Source organism: Stutzerimonas urumqiensis, from assembly GCF_003640395.1.
GTDB classification, from domain to species: domain Bacteria; phylum Pseudomonadota; class Gammaproteobacteria; order Pseudomonadales; family Pseudomonadaceae; genus Stutzerimonas; species Stutzerimonas urumqiensis.
Genome location: NZ_RBZQ01000001.1, coordinates 264,809 through 277,648, shown reverse-complemented (window position 1 = coordinate 277,648; position 12,840 = coordinate 264,809). Strand labels below are relative to the sequence as shown.

Sequence of the window (12,840 nt, the reverse complement as noted above, 5' to 3'; positions counted from 1 at the left end):
TCTCCCGCCTCCGAGCAAGCCTGCATACGCCATATAGGAGGTACGAAACGCAGGGCAGCCAGATGTTCGCCGCCACCGACAGGCGTGTCCGACGATGGGAGAAAACAGCGGTCCGGGCAGGTAGTATTGGCGACTTTTCCGAACCGGCCCGCCTCTCCGAATGGACGACCTTTCCCAGCACACCCCGATGATGCAGCAATACTGGGCGCTCAAGCGCGAGCACCCGGACCAGCTGATGTTCTACCGCATGGGCGACTTCTACGAACTCTTCTACGAAGACGCCAAACGCGCTGCCGCGCTGCTCGATATCACCCTGACCGCTCGCGGCCAATCGGCTGGCAAGGCGATTCCGATGGCGGGCATTCCGTTCCATTCGGCGGAGGGGTATCTGGCTCGGCTGGTGAAGCTCGGCGAGTCCGTGGTGATCTGCGAGCAGATCGGCGATCCGGCCACCAGCAAGGGACCGGTGGAGCGTCAGGTGGTGCGCATCATCACGCCGGGCACGGTCAGCGATGAAGCCCTGCTCGACGAGCGTCGCGACAACCTGATCACCGCTGTGCTGGGCGACGAGCGGCTGTTCGGTCTGTCGGTGCTGGACATCACCAGCGGCCGTTTCAGCGTCCAGGAACTCAAGGGCTGGGAGACCCTGCTGGCCGAGATCGAGCGACTCAACCCGGCGGAGCTGCTCATTCCGGATGACTGGCCGCGGGGCTTGCCGCTCGACAAGCGCCGCGGCGTCCGGCGGCGTGCGCCCTGGGATTTCGACCGCGACTCGGCGCTCAAGGGCCTTTGCCAACAGTTCGGCACTCAGGACCTGAGAGGCTTCGGCTGCGAGAAGCTGACGCTGGCCATCGGCGCCGCCGGCTGCCTGCTCGTCTATGCCAAGGAAACCCAGCGCACCGCCCTGCCCCACCTGCGCAGCCTGCGCCATGAGCGGCTGGACGATACGGTCGTGCTCGACGGCGCAACGCGGCGCAACCTGGAGCTGGACACCAACCTGTCCGGCGGACGCGACAATACGCTCCAGTCGGTGATGGATCGCTGCCAGACGGCGATGGGCAGCCGGCTGCTTACGCGCTGGTTGAACCGGCCGCTGCGCGATCGCGCCGTGCTCGAGGCGCGTCAGGATTCGATCACCTGCCTGCTCGAACATTACCGCTTCGAACAGATCCAGCCGCAGCTGAAGGAAATCGGCGACGTCGAGCGCATTCTCGCGCGCATCGGCCTGCGCAACGCGCGCCCGCGCGACCTGGCACGCCTGCGCGACGCCCTGGCGGCGCTGCCGGCGCTGCAACAGGCCATGCAGGATCTGGTCGCCCCGCACCTGATCGAACTGGCGCGCGCGGTTCGTACCTACCCGGAGCTGGCCGAGTTGCTCGCGCGCGCCATCATCGACAACCCGCCCGCGGTGATCCGCGACGGCGGCGTGCTGAAGGTGGGCTACGACACCGAGCTGGACGAACTGCTGTCGATCAGCGAGAACGCCGGCCAGTACCTCATGGATCTGGAAGCGCGCGAGCGCGAACGTACCGGGCTGGCGAACCTCAAGGTCGGCTACAACCGCGTGCACGGTTATTTCATCGAGCTGCCGAGCAAGCAGGCCGAGTCGGCGCCGGCCGACTACATACGCCGCCAGACGCTCAAGGGCGCCGAGCGCTTCATCACGCCGGAGCTCAAGCAATTCGAGGACAAGGCGCTGTCGGCCAAGAGCCGCGCCCTCGCACGTGAAAAAGCGCTGTACGAAGAACTGCTCGAAACGCTGATCGGCCACCTGGCGCCGCTGCAGGAGAGCGCCGCGGCGCTGGCCGAACTGGACGTGCTGAGCAGCCTCGCCGAACGCGCGCTGAGTCTCGACCTGAACCGTCCTCGCTTCGTCGACGAACCCTGCCTGAAGATCGACCAGGGCCGCCATCCGGTGGTGGAGCAGGTCCTCGAGACGCCCTTCGTGGCCAACGATCTGACGCTCGATGACCAGACCCGCATGCTGGTGATCACCGGCCCGAACATGGGCGGCAAGTCGACCTACATGCGACAGACCGCGCTCATCGTGCTGCTGGCGCAGATCGGCAGCTTCGTGCCGGCCAAGGTCTGCGAGCTGTCGCTGGTGGATCGCATCTTCACCCGCATCGGCTCGTCGGACGACCTCGCCGGCGGGCGTTCGACCTTCATGGTCGAGATGAGCGAAACGGCGAACATCCTGCACAACGCGACCGATCGCAGCCTGGTGCTGATGGACGAGGTCGGGCGTGGCACCAGTACCTTCGATGGCCTGTCGCTGGCCTGGGCAGCCGCCGAGCACCTGGCCGGTCTGCGCGCCTTCACGTTGTTCGCCACGCATTACTTCGAGCTGACGGTTCTGCCGGAGAGCGAGCCGGTGGTGGCCAACGTTCACCTGACGGCCACCGAGCACAGGGAGCGCATCGTCTTCCTGCACCAGGTGCTACCGGGGCCGGCCAGCCAGAGCTATGGGCTGGCCGTGGCGCAGCTCGCCGGGGTGCCAGAGGCGGTCATCCAGCGTGCCCGCGACCATTTGTCGCACCTGGAAACCACCAGCCTGCCGCACGAGGCGCCGCGCGTGGAGCCCGGCATGCCCTCGCCGCCCATGCAGAGCGACCTGTTCGCCAGTCTGCCGCACCCGGTGGTCGACGAGCTGAGCCGAACCAACCCGGACGATCTCTCGCCCAAAGCCGCGCTAGAGCTGATATACCGACTCAAATCACGTCTCTGAGCGGCCTCAAAGCTGCTAGAATCGCGCGCATTTTTCCGATGGAGCGGGCCTGCCTGAACCCGCCCATTACGGGGGCGACTTGCCTGAGCGCCCACCGACACGCATGAGGAGATAGCGTTATGACCTTCGTCGTCACCGACAACTGCATCAAGTGCAAGTACACCGACTGCGTGGAAGTCTGCCCGGTGGATTGCTTCTACGAGGGCCCCAACTTCCTCGTGATCCATCCGGACGAATGCATCGATTGCGCGCTGTGCGAGCCGGAATGCCCGGCCCAGGCCATCTTCTCCGAAGACGAAGTGCCCGATGGCATGCAGCAGTTCATCGAACTCAATGCAGAGCTTGCCGACGTCTGGCCGAACATCACCGAGAAGAAAGACCCGCTCCCGGATGCCGCAGACTGGGACGGCGTCAAGGACAAGCTGCCTCAGCTGGAACGCTGAGCGACACCTGAAACGAAAAAGCCCGCCTGGCAACACAGGCGGGCTTTTTCGTGCAGGCCAATCAGGCGCGATCGACCCCACGCTTGACCGTATCCTTCAGTTCACCCTTGAGCTGCTGGCCTTCGCCCTTGGTCTCCTGGCGCTGGCCCTCGCCTTTCATGCGCGGGTTGTTGGTGGCCTCGCCTACGCCCTGCTTGATCTTGCCTACCGCCTCGTTGGCATTGCCCTTGAGCTTGTCGTCGGAACTGGACATATCCGTCACCTCTGCAATGGGTTCGAACAGTTGACCCCGACAAACCGGCAGACGTTCACCGTTTACGCTCGGCGGGTACGCAGCAAGGCCCTCAGGAACGGCCGTCCGGCCAGGATGAGGAACACCGGAGCACCCACGATCAGATAGAAGTAGTAGGTCACGAAGCGCCAGATGACGATCGCCGCCGCCGATACCGGTGCGCCGACCAGCGGTGTCAGCAACGCGGCAGAGGCCAGTTCGGCGCTCCCCGCACCGCCGGGCAGCAGGCTAAGCTGGCCGGCCGTCAACGCCAGGATCTGCACGAGGAACGTCCAGGCCCAGGCGATCTCGCTGCCCAGGCCGCGAAGCGTCAGGTACAGCACGCTGTAACGCAGCAACCAGTGCACCACGGTCAGCGCGAAGACGGCGAGCAACACGGTGCGCGGCAGGCGAAAACTCGCCATCAGTGCATTGCGGAAGTCCAGCACCTTGCGCGCCCAGCGGTACTGGCGCCCACGGCTCATGCCCAGCCGAGTGATCAGCCGTCCATTGAGGCGAAACACCTGGCGGTGATAGCGTCCCAGCAGGCCCAGCAACGCCAGCCCGCCCAGCAACAACGCCGCGCTGATACCGAGCAGGCTACCCAGGTAAGGATTGACCGCCTGGGTCAGGGCGAAGATCAGTACCCCGACCAGCGCGCAGAGAAAGAACAGCAGGTCGCACAGGTGCTCGACCGCGAAGATCGCCGTGCCGCGGGCCGGCGGTACGCCCTGGCGCGCCAACAGACCCATCAGCGTCACGGGCCCGCCGGTGCCGCCCGGCGTCGCGCAGATCGCGAACTCGGTGGCCACGACGATCCCCAGCGCATGCGCGCCGCCGAGGGGTTGCCCGAGCAACAACCGCAGCCGCCAGCCGTTGAGCCACCAGCCAAGCATGACCATCGCCAGCATCGTCGCGAGCAAGGGCGCCGGGAATACCCGCAACCGCGCCCACAGGCCGCTACCGCCCAGCAACAGGGGCACCAGCAGGGCCGCCACCAGCCCCGCGAGCAGCAGCCAGAAGGTTCGGCTCATGCCCGGTCCTGTCGCTGCAACCAATCGTGCTTGGTGAGCGCTAGCCGACCGTCGGCGAGCAGACGGCCGAGCGCATCGAACCACCATTCGCGCGATCGCTCATGGCGCATGTCCACGGGATGCAGTCCGAGTCGTAACAGAGGCGCCTGCCGGTGACGTGCGAGCAGCCGCTCGCAATACTGCCGTGACAGCTCACGGCGCCAGGCGCTGCGGGCGCTCCAGACCAGGCCGGGCGCATCGATCGGCTCGAAGTCGGGCAAGCGGAACAGGTGGCCGGGATCGCTGGTATAGCGCAACCCGGTGCGCGAAAGCGCCGCCCGCGTCCCGGCGCTCATCAGCCATGCCGGCGCGACGAACCCGTGCAGCGGCCATCCCAGCCGTCGGAACAACGCAATGCCCGCTTCGATCCGTGCCAACGCCTCGCCTTCATCGAGCGCATAGAACTCACCCTCATGCGTGAAGATCCGCCGCATGAACCAATCGCGCGGTGTGAGCGGGGTCGGTCCCGAATCGGTGTGCGAATACCCGTGCAGCACCAGCTCATCGCCGCGTTGCAGGCGCGATTCGAGGAACCGGCAGAACGTGGGATCGCGTGCCAGCGGGTTGCGATGGTGGAAGTCGGGGACCACCAGCCAGGTGATGGGCACCGGTCGCTGCGCATCGAGCCGCCTGACCAGCGGCTCGTAATCAGGCCAGGTCTCGGGCGCCACGTCATGCAGGACGAAGGCCAGCGCCCGTTCAGCCATGCACGGCGACCGGCGCGGCCACACTTCCGCAGACGGCGTGGTAGTGCGCCAGCAGCCCGGCCACCACTGCATCCCAGGCGTGTTGCGCCTCGACATGGGCGCGGGCGCGACGCCCGAGCGCCTTCATATCACCGGTGAACAGCTCGCGCACCGTCAATGCCATGTTTCGCGCATCCAGGGGCCGGCAGAGGCGCCCGGCCGTCTCCGGGACGATCTCAGGCAGCGCGCCGGCAGCCGCGGCCACCACGGGAATGCCGCTGGCCATCGCCTCCAGGGCAACCAGGCCGAAGGTTTCCTGGTTGCCGGCGTGCAGCAACGCATCGCTGCTGGCCATGTAGCGCGCCACTTCGGCCACCCCGCAAAAGCGGTCGATGACCGTGACGTTGGCGGGCACGCGTCGAGGCATGTCGGAGCCGACCAGCAACAGGTGATACGGCTTGCCAAGCAGGAAGGCGGTTTGCAGCAGCACGTCGAGATTCTTCTCGCGCGAGCCGCGCCCGGCAAAGATCAGCAGGCGCGTGTCGTCCGGCAAGCCCAGCTCGTCTCGCAAGCCCGGATCGCGCAAGGTCGGACTGAATGCCCGCAAGTCCACACCCAGCGGCTGTACGTGAACATTCGGCACGCCGAGCGTCTCGAGCTTCTCGGCCATCACCTGGCTCGGCGCCAGGACCCGGTCGAAGCTGCGGTACAGCCGCGCCACGTAGCCGCTCATGTTGGCGCCGAACCAGGTGCCCATGCGCTTGCTCGCCAGCAAGGGCAGATCGGAGTGATAAAAGCCGATCACTGGGATATCCAGCCGGCGGCCGGCGTCGAGCGCGGCCCAGGCGGTCATGTAGGGATCTCCGACTTCGATCAGGTCCGGTTGCAAGGCGCGCAGCGTCTCGCGCCAGGGGCCGCGTCGCACGGGGAAGCGATGCCCGCGGCCGAATGGCAGCATGGGCGCGGGAATCTCGTAGATGCCGCCGTTCTGGCGAAAGCCGCTGCCCGGCACCAGCATGCTGTGGCGCACGCCGGGATACAGCCGCAGACGGCGGTGCTTGGCTTCCAGATAGGTACGCACGCCGCCGCTGGCCGGCGCGTAAAACATGGTCATGTCCGCAATGTGCAAGGTGAAGCCTCTCCTCGGCCGACGCCCGCCACCGGCCTGTGCCTTGGCGCGATGCAGCGCAGACAGCCGGTGGCTCTTCGATGGAATCAATGGACCGTCACAAACGTGACTTGTTCGACATTCAGCGAGGCGCCCGCCGTGCGGCTGTGCGGACCCGAATCAGCCGTCCAGACGCTTGTCGCCCGGATCCTTGCCCTCGGGCGAGGCATGCTCGATCACGGCATTGAGCTCCGCGCCCAGCAGCAGCACGGCGGAGCTGATGTAGAAGTACAGGAGCAGGACGATGATGGCGCCGATGCTGCCGTAGGTGGCGTTGTAGTCGGAGAAGTTCTGCACGTAGAGGCCGAAGCCCAGCGAGGCGGCGATCCAGACGATCACCGCCAACACCGAACCGGGCGTGATGAAGCGAAACTGCTGCTGAACGTTGGGGGCGAAGTAATAGAGCATCGCCACGGCCAGCATCAGCAGGATCACCACCACCGGCCAGCGCAGCCAGGTCCAGAGGATGACCACCACCTGCTCGAGCCCGACTCGCGCGGCCAGCCATTCCATCACTTGCGGCCCGACGATCATCAGCCCCGCGGCCGCCAGCAGCATGATCGCGATGCCCAGGGTATAGATGAAGGACAGCAGGTAGAGCTTCCAGATCGGCCGCTCCTCCTTCACGTCGTAGGCGGCATTCATCGCGTTCATCAACGAGCGCACGCCGGCCGAGGCCGTCCAGAGCGCCAGCAGGATCCCGAGCGACAGAAAACCCTGCTCCTGGCGCTGCAACTCGTCGATCACGGTGTTGACCTGGTCGATCGCCATTGGCGGCAGCAACAGCGCGGCCTGCTGGCGCAGCCAGTCGAAGAAATTGGGCAGGTGCAGAAAGCCGAGCAGTGACATCAGGAACAGCACGAACGGGAACAGCGAGAACAGCGCCCGGTAAGCCAGCGCCGACGCATAGGTCGACATGTCGTCGTTGCTGAATTCCTTGAAGGTGCGCTTGATCAGGGTGAACGGACCCAAGCCTCGCGTGTCCAGGATTGCCATCGAATACTCCTCTGCCCTGCGGCCTTACAGGTCGGACGGCAGCCGGCTGGAAGAGTTCTGGCCCGCGGCGTTGGGCTACTGAACGGTAAATCGCGACGCAGGTCTCATTTTGATGTCGCAATGATGCGACATCGCCAGCTTCGTCCCGGGTGCAGCACCGTTCGGCTCAGCCGGGCATCTGCCGCGTCTGCGACGGTCACGGACACGAGGCGGCGCATGACACGCTCGGCATGAAGAGGGAACCACCATGCTTTCCGATAGCCTGTTCAACACGATGCTGCTGTTCGGCCTGATCTTCACGGCAGCGGGTTTCGTGCTCGGCCTGTTCTGCAACAACCGCCGGATATTCCAGCTGGAAGACCGGATCATGCGGCTCAAGCGGACCGTCGCGCATTTGCAGCGCAAGCTGGAAGAACGGGACGAGGCGTCCGAAGACGAGGCGATTCAGCAGGATGCCCAGGCCATGACCGGGGATCGCTGAGTGCAATAAAAGGAAGGGAAGTAAGCGGAAATGGTGCCGGTGAGAGGAGTCGAACCCCCGACCTTCGCATTACGAATGCGCTGCTCTACCAACTGAGCTACACCGGCAACGGGCGCGCATTATCGAAGTTTGTTCGTTCCGACTCAAGCCCCGAAACGCGACATCCGCCCGCCAGACGCGCTGGCGGGCGGGTATCGGTCAGTGCGTACGGGACGCGCTGGGTTGGCTCGCGCCGTTGCTCATGTCCTGCTTGACGTGAGTGGCGACCTGCTCGCCGACGGCACTGGCCTTCTGGTAGCCGACCTCAGCCTGTTCGCGCAGGCGCTCCTTCATCTGGTCCCGAGCTTCGCCCATCATCTCGTCCTCACGGCGAGTCGGCGGGACGCAGGCGGCCACCAGCGCACCCAGGGCGATGCCGATGGCACCGAGCGCCAGCGGTTGCTCGTTGAGCATCCGGTTGAACCCGCCGCGCGCCTGCCCGGCACGGTGGCGCAGGTTCTCGGAGGCATGCCGCCCCGTGTCGCTGACCCGGCTGCGGGCGCTGCCGAGCGAGCTGGAGACGCTGCTGCGCATCTGCGTGGCGCGGTCCTTGACGCTCGCTCCCCGCTCCTTCAGCCCGGCGGTCTTCTCCGACATGCGATCGCGCATCGACGGACCGGTGGTGGTGCTGTAGGTCGAGGTGGGCTGGCGATTCTGTCCGGCCATCAGCCAGACCAGCCCGATGCCGGTCAGCAGGGTCGGCACCGGATTGGCCTTGAGCGTGTTGCCCAGGTTGGTGACGAACTCGCCGCCGTTACCCTTCGCATAGCCCAGCGCCGTGTCGATCATCTGTCCGGGCGACAGCTTGTTTTCCAGCGCGGTCACGATGTCGGTGATTTCCGCGCGCTGCTGGTCGATCTCGCGTTCGAGCGTTTCCGGGTCCTTCTGGGCTTCCCGGTCGATATCAGTATTGGTGCTCATACGTGATGCCCCCTTACCGCCTCTTTGTCCTTGTTGATCGAATTGATGGTGCGGTCAGGCTTGAACGACGAGGCCTGGAACTTCTTCTTGCCCGCCGAGACCATCAGCGCGCCGACGATGCAGACCACGCCACCGACGATCAGCGCCGCGAGCCATGGCTCCATGACATTGCTCAGCGCATAGACGCCCGCCATCAGGAGGATGATGAAGCCGGCCATCAGCACCGCACCGCCGGTCGCGACGCTGGCGGCGCCGGCCTTGGTCGCGCGGAGCGACTCGCTCAGTTCGGCCTTGGCCAGCGCCAGCTCCTTGGTGAAGAGCGACGGGACTTCACGCGTCAGTTGACGCAGCAAGCCGCCGACAGAGCTGTCGTACTCCGGATGATCGGACAGGTTCGTGGTGTTCGAGACGTTTCGTTGTTGTTCATTCATGGCAGAAGCCCTCCGTCATTGCCTTTGGCGCCCTGGCCGGTCGTGGTACCGGTTCCGGTGGTGGGACGCGTGGATGTCGTCGCGCTGGTACCGGTCACCGGCCGGGTCGTGGTGCTGGACGCGCCCAGGCTGCCGGTGGTCGAGGTGGTGGTTGATGTCGTGGTGGTGGAGGTGCTCGTGGTACCCATGCCGCGCGACAGGTCGGCCGCGCCGGCGTTGCTCACGCTGCCGACGTTCCGTCCACCCACACCGCTGTCGAGGTGGCGGTCGAGCTCATGCTGGCTCGGCAGATGGCCGGAATCGCCGAAGTGGTGGGCATGCTCGTCATGGTCGTGCCCGTCGTGCCGGTGCGTACCGTAATCATCGACGTGGGCGCGATGGCTCGAAGCGCGAGCGAACCGCATCGCACCGAAACCGAGCGCCACGGCCCCGGCGATGAACAGGCCCGGATTGTTGCGAGCCATGCGGTTCACGTCGCTGAAGAGCTCGTCGACGTTCTTCTGCCGCAGGTCATCGGCGAACTCGACCATGTATTCGGCAGCGCTGGTGACGTACTGCGAAAGACCGGGACGGTCCTGGTTTTCCAGCTCGGTGGCCGCGGCGCGCGCGCTTTGCGCGACCTTCTCGATCTCGTCGGCGGCGGTGCCGCGGTAACGATCGATCTGCGCCCTGCCCTGCGCTTTGACCTGATCGCCGGCCTGGCGGGCCTTGAGCTTCAGGTCTTCGGTAGCCGGCGTCGCGTGGCTGGACTGGCCCGAACCGGAAGAGGCCGTCGAAGTGGTTCCCGTCTGTTGATGTCCGGTGTAGGAGCCGGTCTGGGGTTGACCGCCGTAACCTGTAATTTCTTCGTCGGGTGTCGCCATTTTGATTCACCTTCTGTTGGTCTTGGCCAAGTAGACCGAGGTCCATAGAACACACGGACCCACGCCCTTGTGCGGCGCGCCCGTGCAGCTTGGTGCGCACATAGAAGGTGACCGAGCAGCTATATACGAGTTCCCCTTTTCCGATATAAGCGCAACCGTCAGATACAGGTATTGCAGGGCGCCATACCGTTCGTCCTGACAACTCGAACAAGCGCACCGTATATCCGGCCGCAGGGAACTAATTTAAAAATAGCGGAAAACGAAAACGGGCCCGAAGGCCCGTTCCGTTTGTTCTTTCCTACCCTTACATCGGGCCGATGGAGCCACAGCCGTTCGGCTGCGCGGCGTGCTTCTTGAGGATCGGCAGCTGGGGCCGGTGCTTGCCACTGTTGACGTCCAGCGACAGCGAGTACTCGCCCCACCACGGACCGGCCGCCCAGTAGGTCATCGGCACGCAGTTCTGACGCAGGTAGCCGAGCAGGTTGTCCATCGCCACCATCGCACTCGCCGAATAATCAGGCACGCCATGTTCGCCGATATAACCACGCAACTTGTTCTGCTTCAGCCAATTGACGAAGGGCTTGACGCGCTCGACGCCAACTTGCGGATCGAACTTCTCGCCTTGATCGAAGTAGTTGCCGGAGAAGTCCTTGTCGATATACATGTGCGCTTCATACACCAGATTGTTCTTCGGATCGCGCATGAACGGATCTTCGATCAACTTGGTGTTGTAGTACGGCCAGTGGAAGGCACTCGACCAGCGATCGCCCGCCACGTAGATCCAGCGCTGCTTGTCGATCGAGCGGATCGCCTTGGCAGCGGCGGCCGCCGCCTGCGGCCATTGACCGTTGGTGGAGTGCGGCTCGTTCATCAGGCCGTAGCCGTACACCGCCGGGTGGTTGAGCACCCTCTGCGCCAGCCGCTCCCACACACCGACGAACGAAGAAATGGGCACCTGGCTCGAGCCGATCAGCTTGCCGTAGTAGCGGTAATAGTTGTGCAGATCGAGGATGACCTTCACGCCGTGCTTCTGCGCGAAATCCAGCGACTGCATCAGGCGCGCCAACTCCTGCGCGTTCAGCTCGGTGTTCAGCTTGGGCTGGATGCGTTCCCAGAGGAACGGCAGGCGAACCAGCTTCAGGCCGTGGTCGGCGTACTTCTTGTAGTACGACTCGGCCGGGTAGGAGTAATTGCGGCCATGCAGGCCAGGCACCACCGACGGGCCGAAGCCAGCTGCCGACAGGTTGACCCCGACCAGCATGATGTCGGCGCCCGAGGGCTTGTTCACCGGAGCGGCCGGGACCGGTGCCGGAGCAGGCGCGGCAGGCTGGACCAACGCCGGGTTGCCGGCCGCACCGAGCACGGCGAGGGTCTTCGGATGGCCGACCGTGCTGCCGTTGAGGACCGCGCCCTCGAGGAAGACGCTCATGTTGCTGCCAACCACGTAGACGCTCTTGATCTTGCGCACCTGGCCATCGGCGAGCTTGACCGATACGCCAACCTTGAACGCGCCCTTGTTGGCGCTGGTCGCGGGAATCGACATGCCCGGCGCCTTGCGCCACACGCCATTGAGCCAGTCGGCGTTGGTGAAGGCGTTGATGCTGGTGTTCAGCACAACGGCGCTGACCGGTGCGCTGACGGCGGGCATCGAGGCGGCCGGCTGGGTCGGCGCGGGTGCCGGCGAGCCGATGGCGCCCGCTGCACCGAGCACGGCAAGGGTCTTCGGATGGCCGACGGTGCTGCCGTTGAGGACCGCGCCTTCGAGGAAGACGCTCATGTTGCCGCCGACCACGTAGACGCTCTTGATCTTGCGTACCTGGCCATCGGCGAGCTTGATCGATACGCCGACCTTGAACGCGCCCTTGTTGGCGCTGGTCGCGGGAATCGACACGCCCGGCGCCTTGCGCCACACGCCGTTGAGCCAGTCGCCGTTGGTGAAGGCGTTGATGGTGCTGGTCAGGACGACCGCGCTGGCAGGAGTGCTCGCAGCCGGCGCCGACGCCGCCGGGGCCGCTGCGCTGCCGGCGCCCAGTACGCTGATGCTGCGCGGGTAGCCGACCTTGCTGCCGTCCAGCGTCTTGCCGTCGACGTACGCGCTCATGTTGGCGCCGGCTACGTAGACCTTGGTGATCGTGCGGACCTGACCGTCGGCGAAGCGTACCGAGGCGCCGACTTTGAACGCAGCCTTGTTGGCGCTGGTGGCGGGGATCGAGAAGCCGGCCGACTTGCGCCACATGCCGTAGAGCCAGTCCTTGTTGGTGAAGTTGTTCAGCGGCGCGGTTGCAACGGCGGTCGTGCTGGCGGTGGCTTGCGCAGCGACGGCGGCCGGGGTGAAAACGAGACCGCCAGCGCTGGCAGCCAGGATGATGGAGACGGCAAGGGCCTTTCGGGCGCCGTTGAATACGCGGGACATTCGGTTCTCTCCAAACTTGATACTTCAGAACGCCCGTGGCGCTCAAAAAAGTGGCGAGACTAAAAGGACATGTGCGAACGAAACGGGGCCTGGTGCTCAATTCCGATCTGCACGTGAATCACCGCGACAACTAGCTCGATGGGCCGCCCGACGCGATGTGAGGAACTTTAATTGAGGCGGCCTTACAGGGGAATGACAAATGCCATATGTCCGGCGTCATATATACGTCGTAAAACGATGACTGCCACTATATAGCCAGCACTAAATAGCAACTTGCCAGCATTTAGCGCCATCACTTGGCCGCCTTTTAGAGCCTTTTCTTATGCA

The 12,840-nt window shown here is 65.0% G+C and carries 12 protein-coding genes and 1 tRNA gene; 3 read left to right on the top strand and 10 right to left on the bottom strand.

Annotated elements, in window-relative coordinates; all coding sequences use genetic code 11:
* Positions 1 to 160 precede the first annotated feature (160 nt).
* Together mutS and fdxA are read left to right on the top strand one after the other, a co-directional pair.
* Positions 161 to 2,728 carry a DNA mismatch repair protein MutS gene (mutS, locus tag D7325_RS01430; RefSeq protein WP_120993358.1) on the top strand — a complete coding sequence of 856 codons (2,568 nt, stop codon included), beginning with the start codon at positions 161 to 163 and terminating at the stop codon, positions 2,726 to 2,728.
* A 119-nt stretch (positions 2,729 to 2,847) separates the two neighbouring features.
* On the top strand, positions 2,848 to 3,171 hold the full coding sequence (fdxA, locus tag D7325_RS01425; RefSeq protein ID WP_120993357.1) for a ferredoxin FdxA: 324 nt from the start codon (positions 2,848 to 2,850) through the stop codon (positions 3,169 to 3,171).
* Between the two features lie 61 nt (positions 3,172 to 3,232).
* Here fdxA and D7325_RS01420 read toward each other — a convergent pair whose 3' ends face one another.
* The 5 genes from D7325_RS01420 to D7325_RS01400 form a co-directional block, all read right to left on the bottom strand.
* Positions 3,233 to 3,424: a CsbD family protein gene (locus tag D7325_RS01420; RefSeq protein ID WP_120993356.1), complete on the bottom strand. Its 192-nt coding sequence runs from the start codon at positions 3,422 to 3,424 to the stop codon at positions 3,233 to 3,235.
* A 62-nt stretch (positions 3,425 to 3,486) separates the two neighbouring features.
* A complete protein-coding gene (gpgF, locus tag D7325_RS01415; RefSeq protein WP_120993355.1) occupies positions 3,487 to 4,476 on the bottom strand; it encodes a glucosaminyl phosphatidylglycerol flippase in 990 nt (329 codons plus the stop codon).
* On the bottom strand, positions 4,473 to 5,222 hold the full coding sequence (gene gpgD, locus D7325_RS01410) for an N-acetylglucosaminyl phosphatidylglycerol deacetylase (RefSeq protein ID WP_120993354.1): 750 nt from the start codon (positions 5,220 to 5,222) through the stop codon (positions 4,473 to 4,475). The genes gpgF and gpgD overlap by 4 nt, the downstream gene beginning before the upstream one ends.
* Positions 5,215 to 6,330: an N-acetylglucosaminyl phosphatidylglycerol synthase gene (gpgS, locus tag D7325_RS01405; RefSeq protein ID WP_120993353.1), complete on the bottom strand. Its 1,116-nt coding sequence runs from the start codon at positions 6,328 to 6,330 to the stop codon at positions 5,215 to 5,217. Before gpgS ends, gpgD begins: the two co-directional genes overlap by 8 nt.
* A gap of 159 nt (positions 6,331 to 6,489) precedes the next feature.
* Positions 6,490 to 7,365, bottom strand: a complete 876-nt coding sequence (locus tag D7325_RS01400) for a YihY/virulence factor BrkB family protein (RefSeq protein WP_120993352.1) — start codon at positions 7,363 to 7,365, stop codon at positions 6,490 to 6,492.
* A 247-nt stretch (positions 7,366 to 7,612) separates the two neighbouring features.
* Between D7325_RS01400 and D7325_RS01395 the strand changes: the two genes are divergently transcribed.
* Positions 7,613 to 7,846, top strand: coding sequence for a hypothetical protein (locus D7325_RS01395; protein WP_120993351.1), 234 nt, complete (start codon positions 7,613 to 7,615; stop codon positions 7,844 to 7,846).
* Positions 7,847 to 7,877: 31 nt separating this feature from the next.
* Here the strand turns inward: D7325_RS01395 and D7325_RS01390 are convergent.
* From D7325_RS01390 to D7325_RS01370, 5 genes are all read right to left on the bottom strand, one after another.
* Positions 7,878 to 7,953, bottom strand: a tRNA-Thr gene (locus tag D7325_RS01390).
* 91 nt (positions 7,954 to 8,044) lie between these two features.
* Complete coding sequence (locus tag D7325_RS01385; RefSeq protein ID WP_120993350.1) at positions 8,045 to 8,806, bottom strand: DUF3618 domain-containing protein; 762 nt, start codon at positions 8,804 to 8,806, stop codon at positions 8,045 to 8,047.
* Positions 8,803 to 9,237 carry a phage holin family protein gene (locus tag D7325_RS01380; protein WP_120993348.1) on the bottom strand — a complete coding sequence of 145 codons (435 nt, stop codon included), beginning with the start codon at positions 9,235 to 9,237 and terminating at the stop codon, positions 8,803 to 8,805. The genes D7325_RS01385 and D7325_RS01380 overlap by 4 nt, the downstream gene beginning before the upstream one ends.
* Complete coding sequence (locus tag D7325_RS01375) at positions 9,234 to 10,100, bottom strand: hypothetical protein (protein ID WP_120993346.1); 867 nt, start codon at positions 10,098 to 10,100, stop codon at positions 9,234 to 9,236. Before D7325_RS01375 ends, D7325_RS01380 begins: the two co-directional genes overlap by 4 nt.
* Positions 10,101 to 10,404: 304 nt before the next feature.
* Positions 10,405 to 12,336: a glycoside hydrolase family 5 protein gene (locus D7325_RS01370; RefSeq protein WP_425452241.1), complete on the bottom strand. Its 1,932-nt coding sequence runs from the start codon at positions 12,334 to 12,336 to the stop codon at positions 10,405 to 10,407.
* Positions 12,337 to 12,840: the final 504 nt, after the last annotated feature.

Bases quoted from the DNA above. Each gene is read 5' to 3' on its own strand.
- mutS (WP_120993358.1), top strand. From the start codon at position 161: ATGGACGACCTTTCCCAGCACACCCCGATGATGCAGCAATACTGGGCG.
- fdxA (WP_120993357.1), top strand. From the start codon at position 2,848: ATGACCTTCGTCGTCACCGACAACTGCATCAAGTGCAAGTACACCGAC.
- D7325_RS01420 (WP_120993356.1), bottom strand. From the start codon at position 3,424: ATGTCCAGTTCCGACGACAAGCTCAAGGGCAATGCCAACGAGGCGGTA.
- gpgF (WP_120993355.1), bottom strand. From the start codon at position 4,476: ATGAGCCGAACCTTCTGGCTGCTGCTCGCGGGGCTGGTGGCGGCCCTG.
- gpgD (WP_120993354.1), bottom strand. From the start codon at position 5,222: ATGGCTGAACGGGCGCTGGCCTTCGTCCTGCATGACGTGGCGCCCGAG.
- D7325_RS01400 (WP_120993352.1), bottom strand. From the start codon at position 7,365: ATGGCAATCCTGGACACGCGAGGCTTGGGTCCGTTCACCCTGATCAAG.
- D7325_RS01395 (WP_120993351.1), top strand. From the start codon at position 7,613: ATGCTTTCCGATAGCCTGTTCAACACGATGCTGCTGTTCGGCCTGATC.
- D7325_RS01385 (WP_120993350.1), bottom strand. From the start codon at position 8,806: ATGAGCACCAATACTGATATCGACCGGGAAGCCCAGAAGGACCCGGAA.
- D7325_RS01380 (WP_120993348.1), bottom strand. From the start codon at position 9,237: ATGAATGAACAACAACGAAACGTCTCGAACACCACGAACCTGTCCGAT.
- D7325_RS01375 (WP_120993346.1), bottom strand. From the start codon at position 10,100: ATGGCGACACCCGACGAAGAAATTACAGGTTACGGCGGTCAACCCCAG.
- D7325_RS01370 (WP_425452241.1), bottom strand. From the start codon at position 12,336: ATGTGGCGCAAGTCGGCCGGCTTCTCGATCCCCGCCACCAGCGCCAAC.